The organism is Nocardia carnea (genome assembly GCF_029868855.1).
Taxonomy (GTDB): domain Bacteria; phylum Actinomycetota; class Actinomycetes; order Mycobacteriales; family Mycobacteriaceae; genus Nocardia; species Nocardia carnea_A.
Map to the genome: position 1 here is coordinate 1 of NZ_JARWOV010000327.1, position 21,779 is coordinate 21,779.

Annotated in this window: 20 protein-coding genes; 16 read left to right on the forward strand and 4 right to left on the reverse strand. The window is 67.8% G+C overall.

Annotation, left to right across the window (positions count from 1 at the left end; all coding sequences use genetic code 11):
- The first annotated feature begins 114 nt into the window (after positions 1-114).
- From QH195_RS33320 to QH195_RS33395, 16 genes are all read left to right on the forward strand, one after another.
- Positions 115-2,097, forward strand: a complete 1,983-nt coding sequence (locus QH195_RS33320) for an amino acid permease (protein ID WP_280438323.1) — start codon at positions 115-117, stop codon at positions 2,095-2,097.
- Positions 2,094-2,537, forward strand: a complete 444-nt coding sequence (locus QH195_RS33325; protein WP_280438324.1) for a nuclear transport factor 2 family protein — start codon at positions 2,094-2,096, stop codon at positions 2,535-2,537. Before QH195_RS33320 ends, QH195_RS33325 begins: the two co-directional genes overlap by 4 nt.
- On the forward strand, positions 2,534-3,412 hold the full coding sequence (locus QH195_RS33330) for an NAD-dependent epimerase/dehydratase family protein (RefSeq protein ID WP_280438325.1): 879 nt from the start codon (positions 2,534-2,536) through the stop codon (positions 3,410-3,412). The genes QH195_RS33325 and QH195_RS33330 overlap by 4 nt, the downstream gene beginning before the upstream one ends.
- Positions 3,413-3,415: 3 nt before the next feature.
- On the forward strand, positions 3,416-5,218 hold the full coding sequence (locus QH195_RS33335; RefSeq protein WP_280438326.1) for an acyl-CoA dehydrogenase: 1,803 nt from the start codon (positions 3,416-3,418) through the stop codon (positions 5,216-5,218).
- A 64-nt stretch (positions 5,219-5,282) separates the two neighbouring features.
- Positions 5,283-6,821, forward strand: a complete 1,539-nt coding sequence (locus tag QH195_RS33340) for a class I adenylate-forming enzyme family protein (protein WP_280438327.1) — start codon at positions 5,283-5,285, stop codon at positions 6,819-6,821.
- Entirely contained in the window at positions 6,818-7,771 is a 954-nt protein-coding gene (locus QH195_RS33345; RefSeq protein WP_348536893.1) for an NADP-dependent oxidoreductase, read from the forward strand. Before QH195_RS33340 ends, QH195_RS33345 begins: the two co-directional genes overlap by 4 nt.
- A gap of 70 nt (positions 7,772-7,841) precedes the next feature.
- Entirely contained in the window at positions 7,842-8,603 is a 762-nt protein-coding gene (locus tag QH195_RS33350; protein ID WP_280438328.1) for an SDR family NAD(P)-dependent oxidoreductase, read from the forward strand.
- Entirely contained in the window at positions 8,600-9,604 is a 1,005-nt protein-coding gene (locus QH195_RS33355; protein WP_280438329.1) for a phosphotransferase, read from the forward strand. The genes QH195_RS33350 and QH195_RS33355 overlap by 4 nt, the downstream gene beginning before the upstream one ends.
- Before the next feature lie 33 nt (positions 9,605-9,637).
- The gene (locus QH195_RS33360; RefSeq protein ID WP_280402527.1) at positions 9,638-11,011 is read left to right on the forward strand and encodes an aspartate aminotransferase family protein; all 1,374 of its coding nucleotides are present in this window, start codon (positions 9,638-9,640) and stop codon (positions 11,009-11,011) included.
- Positions 11,012-11,014: 3 nt separating this feature from the next.
- Positions 11,015-11,776 (forward strand): LamB/YcsF family protein, encoded by a 762-nt coding sequence (locus QH195_RS33365; protein ID WP_280438330.1) that lies wholly within the window; start codon positions 11,015-11,017, stop codon positions 11,774-11,776.
- Between the two features lie 29 nt (positions 11,777-11,805).
- Positions 11,806-12,684 (forward strand): 5-oxoprolinase subunit B family protein, encoded by an 879-nt coding sequence (locus tag QH195_RS33370; RefSeq protein ID WP_280438331.1) that lies wholly within the window; start codon positions 11,806-11,808, stop codon positions 12,682-12,684.
- Positions 12,681-13,667 (forward strand): biotin-dependent carboxyltransferase family protein, encoded by a 987-nt coding sequence (locus QH195_RS33375; RefSeq protein WP_280438332.1) that lies wholly within the window; start codon positions 12,681-12,683, stop codon positions 13,665-13,667. The genes QH195_RS33370 and QH195_RS33375 overlap by 4 nt, the downstream gene beginning before the upstream one ends.
- A 30-nt stretch (positions 13,668-13,697) precedes the next feature.
- The gene (locus QH195_RS33380; RefSeq protein ID WP_280438333.1) at positions 13,698-15,098 is read left to right on the forward strand and encodes an NAD-dependent succinate-semialdehyde dehydrogenase; all 1,401 of its coding nucleotides are present in this window, start codon (positions 13,698-13,700) and stop codon (positions 15,096-15,098) included.
- Positions 15,099-15,156: 58 nt separating this feature from the next.
- Positions 15,157-15,906 carry an SDR family NAD(P)-dependent oxidoreductase gene (locus tag QH195_RS33385; RefSeq protein WP_280438334.1) on the forward strand — a complete coding sequence of 250 codons (750 nt, stop codon included), beginning with the start codon at positions 15,157-15,159 and terminating at the stop codon, positions 15,904-15,906.
- Between the two features lie 32 nt (positions 15,907-15,938).
- Positions 15,939-17,117: a thiolase family protein gene (locus QH195_RS33390; protein WP_280438335.1), complete on the forward strand. Its 1,179-nt coding sequence runs from the start codon at positions 15,939-15,941 to the stop codon at positions 17,115-17,117.
- Positions 17,118-17,258: 141 nt separating this feature from the next.
- A complete protein-coding gene (locus tag QH195_RS33395) occupies positions 17,259-17,933 on the forward strand; it encodes a TetR/AcrR family transcriptional regulator (RefSeq protein ID WP_280438336.1) in 675 nt (224 codons plus the stop codon).
- Between the two features lie 168 nt (positions 17,934-18,101).
- Here the strand turns inward: QH195_RS33395 and QH195_RS33400 are convergent, their stop codons facing one another.
- From QH195_RS33400 to QH195_RS33415, 4 genes are read right to left on the reverse strand one after another with little or no spacing between them, the layout of a single operon-like run.
- Positions 18,102-18,971 (reverse strand): mycofactocin-coupled SDR family oxidoreductase, encoded by an 870-nt coding sequence (locus QH195_RS33400; RefSeq protein WP_280438337.1) that lies wholly within the window; start codon positions 18,969-18,971, stop codon positions 18,102-18,104.
- A gap of 57 nt (positions 18,972-19,028) precedes the next feature.
- Positions 19,029-19,478, reverse strand: coding sequence for a VOC family protein (locus tag QH195_RS33405; protein WP_280402518.1), 450 nt, complete (start codon positions 19,476-19,478; stop codon positions 19,029-19,031).
- A 2-nt stretch (positions 19,479-19,480) separates the two neighbouring features.
- Positions 19,481-20,989 carry a CoA-acylating methylmalonate-semialdehyde dehydrogenase gene (locus QH195_RS33410; protein ID WP_280438338.1) on the reverse strand — a complete coding sequence of 503 codons (1,509 nt, stop codon included), beginning with the start codon at positions 20,987-20,989 and terminating at the stop codon, positions 19,481-19,483.
- Between the two features lie 43 nt (positions 20,990-21,032).
- Positions 21,033-21,593: a cupin domain-containing protein gene (locus QH195_RS33415; RefSeq protein WP_280402516.1), complete on the reverse strand. Its 561-nt coding sequence runs from the start codon at positions 21,591-21,593 to the stop codon at positions 21,033-21,035.
- Between the last annotated feature and the right edge of the window lie 186 nt (positions 21,594-21,779).

The window sequence follows — 21,779 nt, forward strand, 5'->3', positions numbered from 1 at the left end:
GAAGGTTCTACGCGTGAGTGTCACACCGGCAACAACACTCCCCGGAGGTACCTGGACATCGGGTGATCTCACGGTCACCAGGTTCGGGTACGGGGCGATGCAACTGGCAGGTCCGTGGGTGATGGGGCCGGCGCGGCGGCCGCGGACGCCGGAGCGCTGGTGCCGGCGACCGCGGAGGCCTACCTCGGTGGATGGGCCGGCCCGGTCCTGAGCGTGATGGTGGCCTTCGGCTTTCTCGGGGCGGCCATCGCGCTGCACAACATGGGCAGCCGCTACCTGTTCGCGATGGGACGCGCCGGGCGTCTGCCCGATGTCCTCGCCCGGGTGCACCCCCGGCACGGGACCCCGGTGATCGGCACGGCGGTTCTGATCGTGCTCACGGCCGGCATTCTGTTCGTGTTCACGGCAGCGGGAGCGGATCCGCTCACCAACCTCTTTCCGGCGGTCTCCGGGATCACCTCTCTCTCGCTGGTGACGCTCATGCTCGGCTGCTGCGTCAGTGTGATCGTCGCGCGGCTGCGTGGCCAGGTGACCGAGGGGCCTTGGCGGACCATCGTCGCGCCTGTTCTCGCCGGTCTGGGGTTTGTCGTCGTGCTGGCGGCGATCGCGGGCAACTACGCGACCGTCACGGGCAGTGAGCACTGGGTGGTGGCGTGCATGCCCCTGGTGCCTTTTCTGGTCGCCGTCTACGGCTGGTTCCACCCGGGGCGCGCCAGTGGAACAGAGGTTGCGACCGTCGCGACGGTACGGTACCGTACCGACGTGACTTCTTCCGCCCCGTTGCTTTTCGCAGACCATCCCCAGTACTGGTTCGAGACCGCCCGCGTGCTCGGCCACTCGGCCTACGGTGGCTCGGAAATCGGTGAAGTGCTCGCCACCTCGGCGAGTATCACCGCGGGCGACCACGACAGCTGGTACGAGGCATGGCTGCGGCGGGCCGATCGCGTCGCGGAGGCTGCCCGTGCGGACGCTGCTCGGGGCCGGTCGGTGAGCGCCCGCGAAGGTTTCCTCCGGGCCGCGAACTACTACCGCAACGCCGACTTCTTCCTGCACGCCGACCCGCGTGATCGGCGTGTGGCGTACTCCTACCGCCTCGGCGTGCACTGTTTCGAGGCGGCGATTGCCATCCCCCGGCCCTTCGAGGACGCGACGGCGCCGACTATCACCCCGGTTCAGATCCCCTACGAAGGCCGGACGCTGCGCGGCTACTTCTACCGGGCGGCGACCGGCTACGGCGCGAAGCGTCCGGCAATCGTCATGCACAACGGATTCGACGGCAGCGCGGAGGAGATGCACTTCTTCGGCGCCGAGGCCGCCGTGGAGCGCGGCTTCCACGTGCTCACCTTCGACGGGCCGGGACAACCGGCCGCCGTGCACGACCACGGTCTGACGTTCCGTCCGGATTGGGAGAATGTCGTGGGGCCCGTGCTCGACTTCCTCCTCGCCGAGCACGGCGATATCGTCGACGCCGATCGCATCGCGCTCTTCGGCGTGAGCTTGGGCGGTGTGCTGGCCCCCCGTGCTGCCGCGTTCGAGCCGCGTATCGCGGCGGTCGTCTGCAACGACGGCGTCTACGACGCCCTGGGCGCGGTCGAGGCACTGCTCGGTCTGACCCGCGCCGAGATGGAGGCGCGCTGGCATGATCCCGCGTTCGGCGACGAGGTCGAGGCGGCGGCCGCGAAGCAGCCCACGCTACGGTGGGCGCTCGATCACGGGCTCTGGGTCATGGGTGCTGCCGACCCGGCCGAGTTCGTGCGGACCTACGCGCAGTACAACCTGCTCGACGGCGTGGCCGAACGGATCAGCTGCCCGGTCCTGGTCTGCGAGGCTGCCGACGACCTGTTCTTCGCGGGCGATGAGACCTCGCTGTCGCAGCCTCGGCAGCTGATGGCGCACCTGGCGGCCCCCGCCACGCTGATGACCTTCACCAGCGACGAAGGAGCCGACGCCCATTGCCACGTCGGTGCCCAGCGGCTGGCTGCGGGCCGCATGCTCGACTGGCTCACCGAAACCTTCGCCGCCGGCCCGGCGGACCGCGCGCGAGCCGAGCAGCCGGCGCACCCGATCTCCGCACTCCAGCAAGGAGGACAGCAGTGAACCCCCAGCCGACCCCGGCCGGCAGCCCCGCGCACGCGGTTCTGCTGAAGTCGATCGAGCTTCTCGCCGCCATGGATCTCGACGGCTACGTCGACCTCTTCGCCGAGGACGCCGTCATCGAGTTCCCCTTCGCGCCACCCGGCCGACCCGGCCGGCTGGACGATCCGTCGTCCGTGCGGGACTACGTGATGGCGATCGGAGCCGCGGTCAGGATCGAATCGTTCCCGAGTTTCGTCGTGCACCAGCTGACCGACCCGCACACGATCGTGGCCGAGGTCGCGCTGCACGGCACCGTCGTGGGATCCGGTGCGCCCTACGATGTTCTGTACGTCTGGATCCTCGAGGAGCGAGACGGCCGGATCGTCCGCTTCCGCGACTACTGGAATCCCACGCAGACCTCGGCGACGACCGGGCCGGCCGCCGGCGAGGCCGCACCATGAGCCCGATCGGAACCGTGCTCGTCACGGGCGGTACGGGGCAGACCGGGCGGGTCGTCACCGACCTCCTGCACCGGCGCGGTGTGGACGTGGTCGTCGCGAGCCGGCACCACACCCCGGAACCGCCGGCTCCCGGGGTGCGGCAGGTTCGGTTCGACTGGGCCGATCCGGCGACCCACAGCGCGGCGCTGCGCGATGTCAGCAGCATCTACCTGCTGCCGCCGCCGCTCGACGCCGACCCGGCGGACGTCGTCGGGAACTTCCTGCGCCGGGCCCGGGACGCCGGAGTCAGGCGGGCGGTGCTGCTCACCTCCTCCGCCTTCCCGCTGCGGACACCGGGCCTGCACGCAGTACGGCTCACCGTCGGGCAGATGCCGGAGTGGTCGGTCCTGCTGGCCTCGGGTTTCATGCAGAATTTCCTGGGCAGCCACCCCACCGCCGTCGCGGTCCGGGAACGCCACGAGATCGTCGCGGCCGCCGGCGACGGCCGGATGGGGTGGATCGATGCGGCGGATGTGGCCGCGGTCGCGGCCGAACTGCTGACGCGCGCCGACCACGACAGCCGTGAACACGTGCTCACCGGGCCGCAGGCCCTGTCCTACAACGATATGGCGGCCACCCTCGCCGCCGAATGGGATCTCCCCGTCCGCTACCGGCCGGTCACACCCGCCGAGCGCACCGGCCAACTCCTCGACGCGGGGGTCCCGCAGCCGTTCGCCGATGCGCTCGTCGGCGCGGACGTACTGACCGCGAGCGGCGCGGAGGACCGCGTGACCAGAGAGGTCGCCCAGCTCGCGGGCCGGAACGCCACCTCGTTCGCGGAGTTCCTCCGGCGGCACCCACTACGCCCGGCGATGACGACGACTCCGGAGAGATGAACCGTGCCGACCTCCACCGATCTGCTTTCCCGTGCCGACCTCGACTTCCTGCTCCACGACTGGCTCCGGGTCGGGGACCTCACCGAACGGCCGCGTTTCGCGGAGCACTCCAGGTCGACCTTCGACGAAATCCTGGACCTGTGTGCCGACCTGGCCCGGGACCGCTTCGCCCCACACAACCGGAGCAGTGACGCGGACGAGCCGCGGTTGGTCGAGGGCAGGGTCCGCCTGCACCCGGAGATTCGTCCGGCTCTCGACGCGCTGGCGGAGGCGGGCTTCCTCGGCGTGACCGCGGATCACCGCGTGGGCGGGCTGCAGCTGCCGCGCGTCGTGCATCTGGCCTGCGCGGCATGGTTCGCGGCGGCCAACGTGAGCACATACGGATATGCCATGCTCACCGTGGCCAACGCCCACCTCCTCTGCGCGCACGGTTCTCCGGAGCAGATCGACCGGTTCGTGACGCCTATGCTCGAGGGCCGCTTCCACGGCACGATGTGCCTGTCCGAACCCCAGGCAGGTTCCTCGCTCGCCGACACCATGACGCGAGCACACCCGGCCGACGACGGGACCTACCGCATCACCGGCACCAAGATGTGGATCTCCGGGGGAGACCACGAACTGGGCGAGAATATCGTGCACCTCGTGCTGGCTCGCACCGGTGCCGGCGAATCCGGCGTCCGGGGTCTGTCGCTGTTCATCGTCCCCAAGTTCCTGGTCGGCGACGACGGCAGCATCGGCGAGCGCAACGATGTGTCACTGGTCGGGCTCAACCACAAGATGGGATTCCGGGGCACGGTCAATACCGTGTTGAGCTTCGGCGACGGAACCCATCGGCCCGGCGGGTCCGCCGGTGCCGTCGGCTATCTGGTCGGGGCGCCGGGGGAGGGGCTCGCCCAGATGTTCCACATGATGAACGCGGTCCGCCTCGAGGTAGGTGTGTGCGCCGCGGCTCTCGGCTACACCGCCTACCTGAAGTCGCTGGCCTACGCGCGGACCCGTCCGCAAGGACGCAGGCCGGATGCGAAAGCCGCGCATCTGCCGCAGGTGCCGCTCGTGGAGCATGCGGACATCCGCCGGATGCTGCTGGCCCAGAAGTCCTACGCCGAGGGAGCGCTCGGGCTGACGTTGTACTGCGCCCGGCTGCTGGACGAACGGGAGACCGCACCGGAACGTGCCGAGCGTGATCGCGCGGCGCTGCTGCTCGACATCCTCACCCCCATCGCGAAGAGCTGGCCCGCCCAGTGGTGCCTGCACGGAACCTCACTGGCCATCCAGGTGCACGGCGGCTACGGCTACACGCGCGACTATGACGTCGAGCAGCACTACCGCGACAGCCGGCTCAACCCGATCCACGAGGGCACACACGGTATCCAGGCGATCGATCTGCTGGGCCGCAAGACGTCGATACACGACGGGGCAGCGCTGCAAGTGCTGGACGAGCAGATACGGCGAACCGTCGCGGCCGCCGCGCGGCTGGGGTCCGAGACCTCGGCCCACGCGGCCGATCTGGACCTCGCCCGAGCGCGCCTCATGGAGGTGACGAAGCTGCTCCACGCACACCCCGATCCGGTCGGCCGGCTCGGTAATGCCTCGATCTACTTGGAGGCCGCCGGGCACATCGTTCTCGCCTGGATCTGGCTGGAGCAGCTCGTAGCGCTCGGTGACCGAGACGACCCGTTCGCCCGCGGTAAACGCGCGGCGGCGCGCTACTTCCGATCCTATGAGCTCCCGGGCGTCGCTCCTCGGCTCGATCTGCTCGCCTCGCTCGACCGCACCACCGTCGACCTCGACCCGTCCTGGCTCTGAGCAGGCACGACGAGCCGGTCCTAACGACTTCCGCTTCCGCTCTCACCTTTGTCAGGAGATATCCATGCCTACGCTCGGCCAGTTGGTGGCCCGGCAAGCCCACCGAGCTCCGACCCGCGACGCGCTCGTCTACAACGGCAGACGGATCACCTGGGCGGCGCTCGACAGTGCGGTCAACCGTGCCGCCGCGGTGCTCCGCCGCCGCGGCATGGTCAAGGGCGAGCGGCTCGCGGTGATGAGCACGAACTCCGACAGTCTCGTCGTCGTCCTGTATGCCGCGGCAAAGCTCGGCCTTCTCGTCGTCCCGGTCAACCCCCGGATGGCGGCGCCGGAGGTCACCTGGCTGCTCGACGACAGCGGCGCAACCGGTTTCGTCTTCCACCCGAGTCTCGCGGCCGTCGCGGACACGGCACGCGCCGCGGCGTCCACACCACCGCGCACCCATCTCGCGCTCGGCCCACTGCCGGGCCGCCCCGACGATCTCGAAAGCCTCATGGCCGACGCTGCGGACGACGAGCCGGCGATAGCGCTCGCCGAGTCCGACGACGCCGAAATCCTCTACACCTCGGGGACCACGGGCCGGCCCAAAGGTGTCCTGCTCGACCACCACCGGGTGATCTGGGCGGGGCTCAACGTGAGCCTGACCGTCGGGCTGTCGGACGGTGAACGGATCCTGCAGGTCGCTCCGCTCTACCATTCCGCGGGACTCAACCTCTTCCTGCACGGGGGCACCGCGGTGGGAGCCACCCATGTCCTCCTCGACACGTTCGACCCGGCCGCCGTCCTGGAGCTCATGGAGTCCGAGCGGATCACGACCTTCTTCGGCGTCCCCACGATGTATCGGATGCTGCTCGACAGTCCGGACTTCGCCGTACGGGACCTGTCGAGCTGGCGGATCGGCATGTTCGGTGCGGCTCCCATGCCGCCGAGCACGGTAGAACAACTCCGGGCGGCGGCACCGCGGGTGCGGCTCTTCAACCTCTGCGGACCGACCGAGGCCGGCCCGGGCGGCGTCGGGCTCGGGCCCGACCACATCGCACAGCGCCCGGGTGCCAACGGGTGGGCCATCCTCAACACCGAGGCGAGGGTCGTGGACAGCGAGGGACGCGACGTCGCCGCCGGCAGCACCGGCGAGGTGATCCTGCGGGGCGAATCCGTGATGAAGGGCTACTGGAACAACCCGGAGGCCACAGCGGAAGCCCTGCGCGACGGCTGGTTGCACACCGGCGACGTGGCGCGCGTCGACGACGACGGCTGTATCACACTCGTCGACCGCATGAAGGACATGATCATCACCGGCGGTATGAACGTGTACTCGGTCGAGGTCGAGAACGCGCTGGCCGCCCACCCCGGCGTGGCGGACTGCGCGGTGGTCGGGGCGCCCCATCCGGTGTACGGCGAGAGCGTGGTGGCCGTCGTGATGCCTCGCGAGGGCTATGCGATCACGCTCGAGGACGTGCGGGCGCATGTATCGACGCTTATCGCCGACTACAAGGCCCCGCACCGCCTTGTGCTCGGCGAGATTCCACGCAACCCCTCGGGAAAGATCTTGAAGCACGTCCTTCGCGGGCGGGTACGCAGCGACGAGGGAGCCTCGTCGTGACCGGGACGAAAGAGACGATGGTGGCGGTCCGCCAGGATGTCCTCGGTGGTCCCGAGGTCCTGCATCGGGCCGAGGTCCCGCGTCCGCGGGTCACACCCAACCAGGTCCTGGTACGGGTGAGTGCCGCCGGTCTCAACCCGACCGACCTCAAGCACAGGTCCCGGCGGATCTTTCTCGGCCCCCCGCCGTTCGTGCTCGGGTGGGACGTATCCGGTGTCGTCGCGGAGATCGGCTACGGAGTCGCCGATTTCCGCCCCGGCGACGAGGTCTTCGGGATGCTGCCCTACCCCGGCGGGCACGGAGCACACGCCGAATTCGTGCTCGCCCCGGCGCGGGCACTCGTGCACAAGCCCAGCGGACTCGATCACGTGCAGGCCGGAGCTCTCCCGCTCGCCTCGCTCACCGCGTGGCAGGCACTGGTCGAGCGCGCGCGGATCCGGGCCGGGCAGCGGGTGCTCATCCATGGCGCCGCGGGCGGTGTCGGTCACCTCGCCGTGCAAATCGCCCGCGACCGAGGCGCAGTGGTGATCGGCACCGCGAGCGCCGCGAAGCACGACTACCTCCGCGAGATCGGTGCCCACGAGCTTCTCGACTACCGTACGACCGCCTTCGACGCCGAGCTCTCGGACGTGGACGTCGTACTCGACACGGTCGGTGGCGAGGTCACGAACCGATCGCTCACGGTGCTCGGGCCGGGCGGCACGCTCGTCACTCTGATGCCCACCGGACGCGAGGTTTTGGTGGATGAAGCCCGCCGGCACGGAATCCGGGTGGTCGGCATGCTCGCGGACGCCGATCGCGGCGGCATGCAGGCAGTGTCGGACATGGTGCGGCGAGGTGTGCTGCGGCCCAAGCTCGACCGAGTCTTTCCGATGAGCGCGGCAGCGCAAGCCCATACCCGGGCGGAGTCGGGGGACGCCTTCGGCAAGGTCGTGCTCGTCCCGGACTGACCCGCGTCACCGCACCGCACGCCACCACCTCGCGTCACGACCGACACATATCCGAGAGGAAGTACTGTCCATGAGTCCAATCAATCCCGACACCTTGTCCGGCAAGGTTGCCGTCGTCACCGGCGCCAGCTCCGGAATCGGCGCCGAGATCGCCCGCGAGATGCACCGAGCCGGCGCCGAGGTCCTCCTGGTCGGCCGGCATGCGGAGCGGCTGGCCGCCTGCGCTGCGCGCCTGGGGGCGGACGGCGACCGGGCCGAGACCCTCAGCGTGGACCTCACCGAGGAGGCCGCACCGGACGCCGTCGTACAACGTGCACTGGACCGGTTCGGCCGGGTCGACATCCTCGTCAACGCGGCCGGTGTTTTCACCCCGGCACCGTTCCTCGAGACAACCGACCAGAACCTCGACGATCAGTGGGACGCCAACGTGCGGGCGCCGTTCCGGCTTGCCCGCGCTGCCACCGGCCACCTCGGCGAGGGCTCGTCGATCATCTTCGTCTCCTCGATCTGCGGCTACGCCGGATTCCCCAATTCGACGGCCTACTGCGCCACCAAGGGCGCGGTCGAGCTCCTGGTCAAGGCGCTCACTGCCGAACTCGCTCCGCGGGGCATCCGCGTCAATGCCGTCGCACCCGGCAACGTCCGGACCAGCATCAACGAACACCTGCTCGCCGACCCGGATTACGAGAGGCAGATGCTCGCCGCCACCCCCGCCGGGCGCATCGGCGAGGTCGGCGATATCGCACCCGCGGTCGTCTTCCTCGCTTCGTCGGCCGCGTCCTACATCCACGGGTCGTCCCTGCTGATCGACGGCGGATGGATCGCCAGTTGACCGAGCCACCGGGAGTGCTCGAGCACGAGCTCGAAGAATACTTGCGTGAGCGCTACGCCATCGATGTCGCGCTCACCCGCCTCGGCTCCGAGCGCGACGAGACCTACCGTACGTCCGGCACGTCGGCCGCAGACCTGATCGTCAAGGTCTGCGCTCCCGGCGAGCCGCGTGCGATCGTCGAGCTCCAGCTCGCGGCGGCCGATTACCTCACCCGAGCCACGACGGTCCCGGTGCCGGTCGCCGTGCCGACCCCTGCGGGCGAGACGATCACCCGGTGGGAGCGACCGGGCGGCGGACCCGACCGGCTGGTCTACGTCATCTCCTGCCTGCCGGGCACCGGCCTCGCCGAGCAGCGGCTCAGTCCTGAGCAGACGGAGCGAGTGGGCACCGTCCACGGCGAGGTCGCCGCGGCGCTCGCCGGCTTCCGGCACCCCGCCGCTGCCCGCCGGCTGCTCTGGGATATGTCCGGGCTGCCCGAGCTCGCCGACAGCCTCACGCCCCCGCGGTCACAGGCCCGGCTGACCACTCAGGTGGTCGGCCATTTCACCAGCGTCGTGCGTCCCGTGGCCGAGGGCGGAGCGCGCCACGTCGTGCACGGCGATTACAGCGTGCACAACGTACTGGCGAACCCGGCCGCCCCGGGCTTCGTCACCGGCGTCATCGACTTCGGTGACGTGCATATCGCGCCGGTGCTCTACGACCTCGCGGTCGCGGTGTCCAACCTCCTCGACCACCGTCTGGCAGACCCGTGGACGTTGGCGTCCGCGCATGTGCGAGGTTTCCTCGGCGTATACGACGTCGCACCGGCCCAGCTCCGCACCCTCGCCGCGGCCGCCGCCGCCCGCTGTGTGCAACGGGCCTTGATCTCGCAGTGGCGCGCCACCGTCGACCCCACCCGCGCCGCCTATGCCGCGCAGCACTCGCGCCACGACTGGGTGCGCGCCGAGGCCGCGATCCAGACCCTCGACACCGGAACCGAACACTTCCTCGCAGCCGCCTGACCACCACCCCTCACGAGTCAAGGGATCACGTCCGTGTCTTCACCGCCACCTCGCGCAGCCGTCGGCCCCGTCGGCATGGTCAACGGCTTCGACGTCGCCGACCTCGCGTCCCAGCCCGCGGATATCGCCTCCATGATCGAGCGACGCAACGGGCTCCTGGGTCCCGGATACCAGCTCTTCTACGCCGATCCGATCGAGGTCACCGGCGCCCGGGGGGTGTACCTCTACGGTCGCGACGGGACCGAGTACCTCGACGCCTACAACAACGTGGCGCAGATCGGGCACTGCCACCCGCGTGTGGTCGAGGCGGTCTCCCGCCAACTGGCGACCCTGAACACCAACACCCGCTACCTCCAGCAGCCACTGCTCGACCTGGCCGAGCAACTTCTCGCACACTTCCCGGCACCGCTCGATCGGGTGACGCTGACCTGCACCGGATCGGAGGCGAACGATCTGGCGACCAGGATCGCCCGGCACCACACCGGTGCTCGCGGCATCATCGTCACCGCCAATGCCTACCACGGGGTCACGAGCAGCGTGGCGGCGTACTCGCCCGCCCTCGGTCCCGGCGCACTCCTGGGACCGCATGTGCGCACCATCGCCGCGCCGGACCCGGCGGCCTTCCCCGACGAGGCCGCGCTGACCGCCGCGGTGCGAGACGATGTACGCCGTGCCGCCGACGAGCTGACCCGCGCCGGGTACGGGGTGAGCGCCTGTCTCCTCGACACGGTCTTCTCCTCCGACGGAGTCTTCACCCACCCGCCGGGTGTGCTGCGGGCGCTCGCGGACGAAGTCCGCTCCTACGGCGCGGTGCTGATCGCCGACGAGGTCCAGGCCGGTTTCGGCCGTACCGGCGACGATTGGTGGGGTTTCACCCGCCATGGATTCGTCCCGGACATCGTCACGATGGGCAAGCCGATGGGCAACGGCTACCCGGTCGCCGCGGTCGTGCTGCGTGCCGAGATCGGTCGTGCTTTCGAGACGGCGGTTCGCTACTTCAACACCTTCGGCGGCAGTACGACCGCCGCCGTGGCGGCCCAGGCCGTCGTGACGGTCATCGAGGAAGAGGATCTGGTCGCCCGCGCCCGGCAGGTCGGCGCATCGCTCGGGGACGCCCTGCGCGACCTGGCCCGCGGGACCGACCTCATCGGCGCGGTCCGCGGCGTCGGGATGTTCTACGGCGTCGAACTGTCCGCCGGCGGCAGCAGTGGCGACAACGCGCGGATCGCCCGCGAGGTCGTCAACCTGATGCGCCGGGCCGGGGTGCTGATCTCGGCCTCCGGACCCCAGGGCAATGTGCTGAAGATCCGCCCGCCGCTCACTTTCGACCAGACCCATGTCGACCGACTGGCCGGGACTCTCGCCGCGGCCCTCCGATCGGTCGACCGCACCGCACGGGAGGTATGAGCCATGGTGCCCACATCGGTAGACGTCAACGCCGACGCCGGTGAGAGCTTCGGCCGCTGGCGGCTGGGCGACGAGGCCGGCCTGTTCGCGTTCGTCTCCAGCGCCAATATCGCCTGTGGCCACCACGCCGGCGACCCCTCCACCATCCGGGCGGCCGTCCGGAACGCGCGAGACGCCGGTGTCGCGGTCGGTGCGCACCCCGGATACGACGACAAGGCCGGATTCGGGCGCCGTGCCCTCGCGATGTCGATCTCCGAGACCGTCGACTCTGTTGTGTACCAGGTCGGAGCACTGGCCGCGATCGCCGAGAGCGAGGACGTCGCGCTCCGGCACGTCAAACCGCACGGGGCGCTGATGGGGGCGATCTGCCGCGACCCCGAGCTCGCTGTCGAGGTCGCGGCAGGTCTGCGTCGCGCCGGCTTCGAACTGCCCCTGATGATGGCACCCACCACTGCCCTCACCGCGGTACGGACGGCGGGCCACCCGGTCATCCCCGAGAACGCCGTCGACCTCGACTTCACCGACGACGGCATCAATGTCATCGAGCCGCGGCCGATGGCCAAGGACCCCGATCGAATCGCCGAGACCGCCGTGACGGTGGCACGCGGCCACGCGGTCACCGTCACGGGTCGCAGGATCGAGATGCCGGTGCGCTCGATATGTGTCCACGGCGACCGGCCCAATGCCGTACCCATCGCCGCGGCGGTCAACCGTGCCCTCACCGCCGCCGGCTTCGCCATCCGCCCGGCCGAACAGTGGGTGTGAACGCCGTGCGGGACTCGACCATGTACACGATGCTCTCCGATGGGAGCCGCGCCAGTTTCGGCGGCGACGAGTACGTCTTCGTCGAGCTCGACGAGGCGATGAGTCTCGGCGCTGCGCTCCAGGTCCAGTCGATCACGGCACGCATCGCCGAGCTGGAACTGCCCGGGGTTCTCGACATCGCGCCCGCCAACAGCAGTTACCTGATCCGCGTCGACCCCGACACCCTCGACCCCCGCCGGGCACTCGGCGCGATCGCCGACGTGCACGAGGCCGGCCGGGCCATGGCGACGACGATCTCCACCGAAATCCTCGACGTGCCCGTCCTCTATGACGACCCGTGGTCGGCCGAGGTCTGCAGGCGATTCCGCGACGGGCACCAGTCCGCCACCGAGAGCGATATCGAGTACACCGCACGGATCAACGGCTTCGCTTCCGTCGACGAGCTGGTCGAAGCTCATTCGAGCGCGCCGTTCATCGTGACCTTCCCCTGCTTCAAGCCCGGCAACGCCGAGTCCTATCAGCTGGTGCCGCACGAGCGGCAGCTCCAGGCGCCCAAGTACCTCACGCCGCGCACCGAGACGCCCGCCCGGGCCGTCGCCCACGGAGGCGCCTTCACGGTCATCTACCCCTCGAGCGGGGTAGGCGGTTACCAGCTACTCGGACGCAGCGCGATCCCGGTCGTCGATCTCGGCCAGACCACCCGTGAGTTCCGCCGATCGCCGGTGCTGACCCCGATCTCGACCCTGCTGCGGTTTCGCCCGGTCGACCGGGCGGAGTACGACGAGATCCGCCGTCTCGTTGCCGTCGACCAGTATGTCGTTCGCCGCGCGCCCGCCGAGTTCTCACTCGCCGATTTCGAAGCGGACCCGGTGGAATACGCGCTCGCGCTCGAGGCGCTCCTGTCATGATCGCGATCCTCGTCCCCGGTCCGCACACGACGATCCAGGACGTCGGCCGCCCCGGCCACTACGCCATGGGACTGCCACCCTCCGGTGCACTGGACCAGTACGCGCACCGGTGCGCCAACCTGCTGGTCGGCAACGCCGAGTCGGCCGCGACCCTCGAGTCGACCATGGCCGGGCCCACCCTCGAGTTCGGCGAGGACTCCCTCGTCGCGATCACCGGCGCCGAGGTAGCCGTCACCGTCGACGGCCGTCCGGTGCAGACCTGGGCCGCGCACACGATCCACGCCGGTCAGCAGCTGGTGATCGGCCCGGCCCGAGCCGGCGCCAGAGCCTACCTGGCGGTGCGCGGCGGCATCCACTGCCCGCCGTTCCTCGGCAGCCGCTCGACCTACACCGCCGCCGGTATCGGCGGCCTCGCCGGCAAATGCCTCGCCGCAGGGGACATCCTCCAGGTCGGTTCCGAGACCGCGGCACCACCGCGGCCGGGAGCACACCTCGACTCCCGCCTCCACGGCCGCCCCGGGAACCAGGTGACGGTCCGGGTCGTCCCGGGACTGTGCAGCTACCGCTTCACAGCCGAGTCGCTGGAGCAGTTCTTCACCAGCACCTACACCATGACCCCGCGCTCCGACCGGATCGGTTGCCGCCTCGACGGCCCGCGGCTGACATTCGTCGAGCGGGAGCAGCCGTTCGGCGCCGGCGACAACCCGAGCAACGTCGTCGATCTCGGTTACCCCGTCGGGTCGGTCCAAGTCCCCAACGGCGCCGAGCCGATCTGCCTGCTCCGCGACGCCGTCACCGGCGGTGGTTACGCGACGCTCGGAACGGTGATCAGCGCCGACCTCGACCTGCTGGCCCAGGCACGCGCGCCCGACACCATACGTTTCGAGCCGGTCTCGGTCGACGACGCACTGGTCGCCCGAGCCGAGTATCGAGCGCGCCTGCGCGAGGCGCGCACCAACCTCAACCTGCTCAGCCTGTTCTGAGTGGTCTCACTCCTACCGAGAGCAGCCACCATGATCGATCAGATCACCACGCCGACCTTCGCAGTGGAGGATCCGGCCACCCTCGAGGTCGTCGGGCACGTCCGCGACCTCGGCCCGGCCTACGCCAGAGCCGCGGTCGGCCGTGCTGCGGCCGCGTTCCCGAGCTGGTCGGGCGCCGCCCCGCGCCGCCGTGCCGACGTTCTGCGCCGCGCGTACGAGCTGATGCTGCGCGACCGAGACGAGCTGGCCACGCTGATCTCGCGCGAGAACGGGAAATCTGTCCAGGACGCGACCGACGAGGTGGTCTACGCCGCCGAGTTCTTCCGCTGGTATTCCGAGGAGGCGGTGCGCGCCGACGGTGAGTACGGCAACTCACCGTCGGGGGAGGCCCGCACGATCGTGACGCGCAGACCCGCCGGGGTCGCAGCGCTGGTGACTCCGTGGAACTTCCCCGCGGCGATGGCCACCCGCAAGATCGCACCCGCGCTGGCCGCTGGTTGCACGGCGGTCGTCAAACCGGCAGCGCTCACTCCGCTCACCATGCTCGCGATTGCCGAGATTCTCGGCGCGGCCGGTCTCCCCGAGGGAGTCCTCGAGGTGGTGACGACACGGAGCTCCGGCGCGGTGGTCTCCGCCTGGATGGCGGACGACCGCGTCCGCAAGATCTCGTTCACCGGCTCCACCGAGGTCGGGCGCCGGCTGCTGCACCAGGCCGCGGACCGCATCGTCAACGCGTCGATGGAGCTGGGCGGCAACGCACCCGTCATCGTGACCGAGGACGCGGACGTGGCAGCGGCTGTCGAGGGCACGCTGGTGGCCAAGTTCCGCAACGGCGGACAAGCTTGCACGGCAGCCAACCGCGTCTACGTCCACGCCGATGTCGCCCGGCCGTTCCTGGACGCCTTCGTTGCCGCAGTCGAAAAATTGACGGTCGGCCCGGCGCTCGACGGTGCCGTGATCGGCCCGATGGTGAGCGCGGACGAGCGGCAACGCGTCAGCGACGCCGTGGAGCTCGCCGTCCGCAACGGAGCGCGGGTGGCCTACGCGGCGGAACTGCCCGCAGCGCCCGGTCACTTCTACCCACCGACCGTCCTCGTCGACGTCGCCCGCGACTCCACGATCGTGAGCGAAGAAATCTTCGGACCTGTTGCCCCGATCCTCGAATGGACCGACGAGGACGACCTCATCGACCACATCAACGACTCCGAGCTCGGTCTGGCGGCCTATGTGTTCGCCGGCGACCTGGCTCGCGCCATCCGCATCGCCGAGCGGCTCGAGGTCGGCATGGTGGGGATCAACCGCGGCATGGTCTCCGACCCGTCGGCGCCATTCGGCGGCGTGAAGCAGAGCGGCCTGGGGCGCGAGGGATCGCGCGACGGCCTGCGCGAATACCAGGAAACGCAGTACCTCAGCGTGGACTGGCCCAGATGACCGGAAACCTCGTACGAGCTGACCACCACCCATCGACCGACACCATGGAATGAGAATCATGCAGATCGACAATGTCGCGGCCGTCGTCACCGGCGCCACCTCCGGGCTCGGCAACGCGACCGCCGCGGCACTCGCGGCGAAGGGCGCCCGCGTCTTCGGGCTCGACCTCGATATCGCCACCGCCCCTCGGATCGACGGCGTCACCTACCTCGAGGCCGACGTCACCAGCGAAGGCCAGGTACGGGCCGCGGTCGCGCACGCCGCCGAGCAAGGTCCGCTGCGAATCGTCGTCAACTGCGCCGGCATCGGAACACCCGCCCGCATCCTGGGCCGGACCGGCGTCCACGACCTGGCCCACTACGCCAAGATCGTCGAGGTCAACCTGATCGGTACCTTCACCGTGCTCGCACTCGCCGCCGAGGCGATCGCGAGAACCGAACCACTCGACCACGCCCAACGTGGTGTCATCGTCAACACCGCATCGGTCGCGGCGTTCGAAGGCCAGATCGGACAGGCGGCCTACTCGTCCTCGAAGGGCGGCGTGGTCGGCCTCACCCTCCCGGCCGCCCGCGACCTCGCCCAGCACGGCATCCGCGTGAACACGGTGGCCCCGGGAATCGTCGACACTCCTATGCTCGCCACCCTCAGCGAGGAAGTCCGGGAGAGCCTCGCCGCGGGTGTGCCATTCCCCAAGCGCCTCGCGCGGCCATCCGAATACGCCGACCTCGTCGCGTTCATCATCGAGCACGACTACCTCAACGGCGAGACCATCCGCATGGATGGGGCCCTGCGACTGGCACCTCGCTGATTCGCAACACCGGCCGGAAGGAAGCCACCACCATGAACTCCGCTGTCATCGTCGATATCGTCCGGACCGCCTCCGGAAAGGGCAAACCAGGCGGTGCTCTTTCCGGGGTCCACCCGGTCGACCTGTTGGCAACCCTGCTCACCTCGCTCGGCGAGCGCAACGACCTCGATCCGGCGGTTGTCGACGATGTGATCGCCGGCTGTGTGACCCAGGCAGGCGACCAAGCCCTCAACATCGCCCGCAACGCTGTCCTGGCCGCAGGTTTCCCGATCGAGGTGCCCGGCACCAGCGTCGACCGGCAATGCGGTTCCTCGCAGCAGGCGGCACACTTCGCCGCCCAGGGCGTTATCGCCGGCGCGTACGACGTCGTGATCGCCGGCGGTGTCGAATCGATGAGCCGCGCCCCGATGTTCTCCTCGGTACGCGGGGGGCAGCCCAGGGCGCCCCTGGAGAAGCGATTCCCGTCTCTGCCCGACCAGGGCATCGGCGCCGAACGGATCGCCGCCCGATGGAAACTCGACCGCGAGGCTCTCGACACGTTCGCCGCCGAGTCGCACCGCCGCGCCGCGACCGCGGCCACCGGCGGCGACTTCGGCCGGGAGACAGTCCCCATCGCGCTTCCCGGCGGCAGCCTCCACAGCGCGGACGAGACCATCCGGGCGACGACGTCCGTAGCAGGGCTGGCCGGTTTGAAGCCGTCGTTCTACGACGACGAGATGGCCGGTCGGTACCCGGAGATCGGATGGCACATCACTGCGGGAAACTCCTCCCCGTTGACCGACGGCGCCAGCGCGGCACTGATCATGAGCGAAGAGAAGGCCGGACAGCTCGGGCTGACTCCGCGTGCCCGGTTCCACAGCTTCGCTGTCGTGGGGTCAGACCCGGAAATCATGCTGACCGGCCCGATCCCCGCGACGCACAAAATCCTCGAGAAGGCCGGACTTGCGATCGACGACATCGACGCGTACGAGGTCAACGAGGCGTTCGCGCCGGTACCGCTCGCGTGGGCGGCAGAGTTCGATGCGGACCCGGCCAAGCTCAACCCCCGTGGCGGCGCGATTGCCCTCGGCCATCCCCTCGGCGGCTCCGGGACACGGTTGCTGGCGACAATGGTCAACTATCTCGAGGACACCGGCGGCCGCTACGGCCTTCAAACCATGTGTGAAGGCGGCGGAATGGCCAACGCGACCATCATCGAACGCCTCGGCTGACACCGCAACGGCCCACGCCGCCAGTTGTGGATTGCCGGCAATCCGGGGGTGCAACGACTCACCAATCGAATTCCGATGACAACGATCCGACTCCGAAGGTGCGTTGTCGCGTTGCCTGGGGCCAGTCACTACGATAGGGGCATGGCGGCTTCGTTCTCGAATGGTCTCAACGGCACCGAACCCCGGGCCGGCAGGCGCAATCTCAAAGGTGACATGCGAGAGCAAGCGATCCTCAAGGGAGCATATGAAACCCTGCGCACCCAGTCGATGCGTACGGTCTCGATCGATGACCTCACCAAGAGTGCAGGATTGTCGCGATCCTCCTTCTATTTCTATTTCGAATCCAAGTGGCAGGTGCTTTCGGCGCTTCTGTCGAGCGTTACCGACGATGTTTTCAAAGCATCCACAATGATTTTCGATCGGCCGGCCGGTGTTTCGCCGGAGGTCGCGATAGAGCACGCGGTCTCCGAAGTTGTAGACGTATGGGAGAAGCACGGTCATATTCTTCGCGAAGTCGGTGATGCCGCGGCGGCGGAACCTGCCCTACAGGCGCAGTGGGACAAAATCCTGGGTGGATTCATCGATGCTGCCGCCGCCGCTATCGAGCGCGACAGATCCGCGGGTGTGGCTATCGACGGTCCGCCGGCTCGTTCGCTGGCGGCAGCGCTCATGTGGATGGGTGAGAGGAACCTCGGCCTCATGAGCATGCGCAGCGAGAATGCGATCCGCATGGAAGATATGGTCGAGACGGTGACGACCGTGTGGCTGAGAACAGTGTTCGGCCTCGAATACGCGGGAACCACGAAAAATACCTGAGCGGTAGTTTTAATCCCGGTAAGGCCGATTCGAATAGATCGATCGCAGCGAACCGACTTCCGAGAGAGCGGTTCGCTGCGATTGGTACGTATTCGGTTGGCATCGCCGTTGGGCACACACCGAGTCCGCCGAAATACTCGTACTGTGCAACTCGGCAGAGGAGTGACTTTACTGCTGTTGATCCGCGGCCATTTTCGCCATGTTCAACCCAGGCATAAGCATATGGCCGCCGTCGACGAGCATCTCCAATCCGGTTGTCCAACGTGACTCGTCGGATGCCAGCCACAGTACGGCGTCGCTCATGGCGCGCGGAGGAAGCAGCCCGACGTCGCGCAGGACGGACCAGTACTTTGCACCTTGGAGATCCTCTTTGACCCCCTGTCCGGGGCCCTTGCCGGAACAGAGGTCGTAGCCCCCCTGCCAATCGAGCGCAGGGGTGTCGGTCGGCCCTGGAAGCAGGATATTGACCCTGATCCCGTACTGCCCGAACTCGAGCGCCGCACTCTTGGCGAGCCCGATAACACCGTGTTTCGAGGCGACGTAGTGCACATAGTGCGGCGACCCCTCAACGCCGTTTCCGGAGGATGTGACGATAATCGAACCGCCACCCCGCGCCTTGATCGCCGGCGCGACAGCTTTCAGCGTTCGCCATACTCCGGTGATGTTGACGTCGAGAACCGCCGCGAACTCGTCTTCAGGAATATCGGCGAACGGGCGAACTGTCCAAATGCCGGCATTCGCGACGGCAACGTCCAGGCCGCCGAATGCTTTCACGCCCTCGGCAACCAGATTATCAATCGAGGACTGCTTCCGGACGTCTCCCTCGTGCGCAATGATACGCCGACCCAATCCCTTGACCTCTTTGACGGTGATCTGGAGTTCTTCACGCGATCCAGTGGGATAGGGGAGACCGGTGTCGGGTGGGCAGTCGAGGGCAAGAATGTCAGCCCCTTCTTCGGCGAGGCGAACTGCGTGCGCCCGCCCCATTCCACGCGCCGCTCCGGTCACCAGGGCGACTTTTCCATCCATTCTTCCCATTATATTCTCCTCTTTGAGTGGGATTGTCGTAAATTATTGCTGCTGTGCGGTTTCGCGCTACCCGGTCGGAGTGATCAGCTGTAGCAGGACATTGATTCCAGGAGGCTCGGTCCAGATATGATCCGAGCCGGCGATCTGGAATGGTGCGCTGATCGGATCGGGCCGGCCGGGTCCTCGGATAGTGCATCCGCTCAGTTCGACGTCGCTCAGGGCCTTACCGAACCGGAGAGCGATATGATCAATTTTCGCCGATGCACCGCCGAGTGCGCGATCGAGGGCCTTCGGCTCATCTATCGTGTACAGCTCGATATATGCCGAGTCCAAGGCCAGAAAAGTTGCGCGGATATCGAGCGAGGGAGCTTCGAACGTGGATGCGACGGACACCCCGAATCTGCTCCGCCACTGGGCCAGTGTGTGTTCCATATCGCGAACCAGTATTCCGACGTGATCGAGACGCGGGAACTGCACTTCGGCTCCGGTGGCCGAATCCCATGAAAGCTTCGACATCGTCATTGTCTTCCGGCGGCAACGAAATGCGGTGCGACACCCTGGCGAGGTTCGGTCCAACGCTGGGTGATCACCTTCGCCTTGGTGTAGAACCGATAGGCGTCATAGTTCAGCCCGTCATCACCGAAGCGTGAGTCGCCCCAGCCGCCGAAACCGAACCACGAAATCGGTACCGGAATAGGGACATTGATCCCGACGCTTCCTGCCCGTACATTGTGGGCGAACCGGCGTCCCGCTACCCCGCTCGCGGTGAAGATCGACGCGCCGTTTCCGTACGGGCTCGCGTTGACGACGCGCAGAGCCTCCTCGAGATCGTCGACGCGAACCACGCTGAGGACCGGGCCGAAGATCTCCTCTTTGTAGAGGTCGCTGTCTGTCCGGACGTGGTCGACCAGACTTGGACCGATGAAGTTCCCCGCGGCCTCGGTGCTGTAGTTCCGGCCGTCTACGACGACGGTGCCGCCTTGGCCGGCAGCTACCTCGAGGGCGCCGCGGACTCGTTCGATGGCGGTCTCCGAGATCAGTGGCCCCATATCGGAACCATCCGCGTCCCCCGGCCCCGTACGGAAGGCCTCGGCTCGTCGAGCGGTCTCCGCGACCAGTTGGTCGGCAATGTCGCCGACAGCCACGGCCACGGTTACCGCCATGCATCGCTGACCGGCAGCGCCATATGCCGCCGATACCAACGCATCCGCAGCCGCGTCCAGGTCGGCGTCGGGCATTACGACCAAGTGATTGTTCGCCCCGCCCAATGCCTGCACCTTCTTGCCGGCCTCGGCGGAGCGGCGGTAGATCTCACGGGCGACCGGAGTGGAGCCGACGAAAGAAATCGCGGCGACGCCGGGATGGATGATCAGTGCGTTCACTGCGTCGACTCCGCCGTGCACGACGTTGAAGACACCGTTGGGCAGGCCGGCCTCGGCGAACAGTTGCGCCAGTCGCACGGAGGCCGATGGCACCTTCTCGCTCGGTTTGAGAACGAACGAGTTGCCGCACGCGATCGCTGCCGCGAACATCGACACCGGCACCATAACGGGGAAGTTGAACGGTGTGATGCCGGCACACACTCCTAACGGTTGGCGGAAGGAGTATGTGTCGACACCTCGGGAGACTTGTTCTGCGAACTCGCCTTTGAGTTGTTGAACTGCGGATGTCGCAACTTCGACGGCTTCGACAGAACGGGCCACCTCGCCCCTCGCGTCGGCAAGAGTCTTTCCTTGCTCAGCGGTGATGATAGATGCGAGTTCTTCGGTGTGTTCCAGCAGAAGTGCGCGAAATGCCAGGAGGATCGTCGCCCGAACGGGGGTCGGCGTCGATGCCCACGCTTCCGCTGCGCTCTGTGCGCCGGCAACAGCCTTGTCGACCACGTCGGCGCCGCCCAGCTCGACCGTCCGCAATGCACGACCTGTCGCGGGGTCTACGATTTCCGATTGTGGCGCGCCCGCACAACTCACGGAAGCGCCGTCGATCCAGTGCGGAACGGTTTCGAGATGGACACCGTTGGTAGTCACAGATACTCCAAATCAGCGAAGTGGCGAAGTGTTGCTCGAATGATCAGGCCTGCGTCTCCCGGGGATGGGGCAGTTCGGGGAACATTTCCAGGCCGTAATTGGTCTTGAGGTTCTCCACCTCTGCCGCGAGCTGTTCGGGAGTGCGCAATTCTCGATCGCGGGCTTCGTAGAAGTACTTGTCGATGCCGCCGCCGGGCTCGAAACTGCCGGCCGGTCCCGGCACGAAAACGACGAGAATCCTCGCCTCTTCTCCGATGACCTCATAAGTGTGCCGCTGGTCCTTGCGTCCCCACACAAACTGCCCGGCGCCCGCACTGTAGGACCCTGCTTCGGTGTGAATTTTGATCTCACCGCTCATCACGAAGAAGCCTTCTTCTTCGCGGTGATGAATATGCCAAACCGGTTCGGTTCCACGAACCCAGTTCGTTTCGATGACGATCAACTGACCTTGGGTGGTTTCTCCGGTCGCATGAATCCAGAAATCCACCCCGGTCATGAAATCGCCGGTCATGGTGAAATGCACGTCCTCGCGATGCGAGACGTAACTCTCCCCGTTTCGGGTCGTCGACGGCTGGATCTGATCGACACCGGACTCGATGGTCATGGGGGGATCCTTTCGTTCACTCGCCGTGGCGAGTAGCTGATATCTGGCTTGGTAGAAGTGAGACTAGACTCACCGTTGATTAAAGTCAACGATGTGTCCAGAGTTCTGAATCCGCCGTTCGGGGCGGTCTATGCCGGGGTGGCAGCCGGGGTTCCGTGGTCTTGAACGTGTGTTCGACACTGTGTT

Bases quoted from the DNA above. Each gene is read 5' to 3' on its own strand.
- QH195_RS33380 (WP_280438333.1), top strand. From the start codon at position 13,698: ATGATCGATCAGATCACCACGCCGACCTTCGCAGTGGAGGATCCGGCC.
- QH195_RS33375 (WP_280438332.1), top strand. From the start codon at position 12,681: ATGATCGCGATCCTCGTCCCCGGTCCGCACACGACGATCCAGGACGTC.
- QH195_RS33365 (WP_280438330.1), top strand. From the start codon at position 11,015: ATGGTGCCCACATCGGTAGACGTCAACGCCGACGCCGGTGAGAGCTTC.
- QH195_RS33385 (WP_280438334.1), top strand. From the start codon at position 15,157: ATGCAGATCGACAATGTCGCGGCCGTCGTCACCGGCGCCACCTCCGGG.
- QH195_RS33390 (WP_280438335.1), top strand. From the start codon at position 15,939: ATGAACTCCGCTGTCATCGTCGATATCGTCCGGACCGCCTCCGGAAAG.
- QH195_RS33330 (WP_280438325.1), top strand. From the start codon at position 2,534: ATGAGCCCGATCGGAACCGTGCTCGTCACGGGCGGTACGGGGCAGACC.
- QH195_RS33370 (WP_280438331.1), top strand. From the start codon at position 11,806: ATGCTCTCCGATGGGAGCCGCGCCAGTTTCGGCGGCGACGAGTACGTC.
- QH195_RS33350 (WP_280438328.1), top strand. From the start codon at position 7,842: ATGAGTCCAATCAATCCCGACACCTTGTCCGGCAAGGTTGCCGTCGTC.
- QH195_RS33405 (WP_280402518.1), bottom strand. From the start codon at position 19,478: ATGTCGAAGCTTTCATGGGATTCGGCCACCGGAGCCGAAGTGCAGTTC.
- QH195_RS33340 (WP_280438327.1), top strand. From the start codon at position 5,283: ATGCCTACGCTCGGCCAGTTGGTGGCCCGGCAAGCCCACCGAGCTCCG.
- QH195_RS33415 (WP_280402516.1), bottom strand. From the start codon at position 21,593: ATGACCATCGAGTCCGGTGTCGATCAGATCCAGCCGTCGACGACCCGA.
- QH195_RS33395 (WP_280438336.1), top strand. From the start codon at position 17,259: ATGGCGGCTTCGTTCTCGAATGGTCTCAACGGCACCGAACCCCGGGCC.
- QH195_RS33400 (WP_280438337.1), bottom strand. From the start codon at position 18,971: ATGGGAAGAATGGATGGAAAAGTCGCCCTGGTGACCGGAGCGGCGCGT.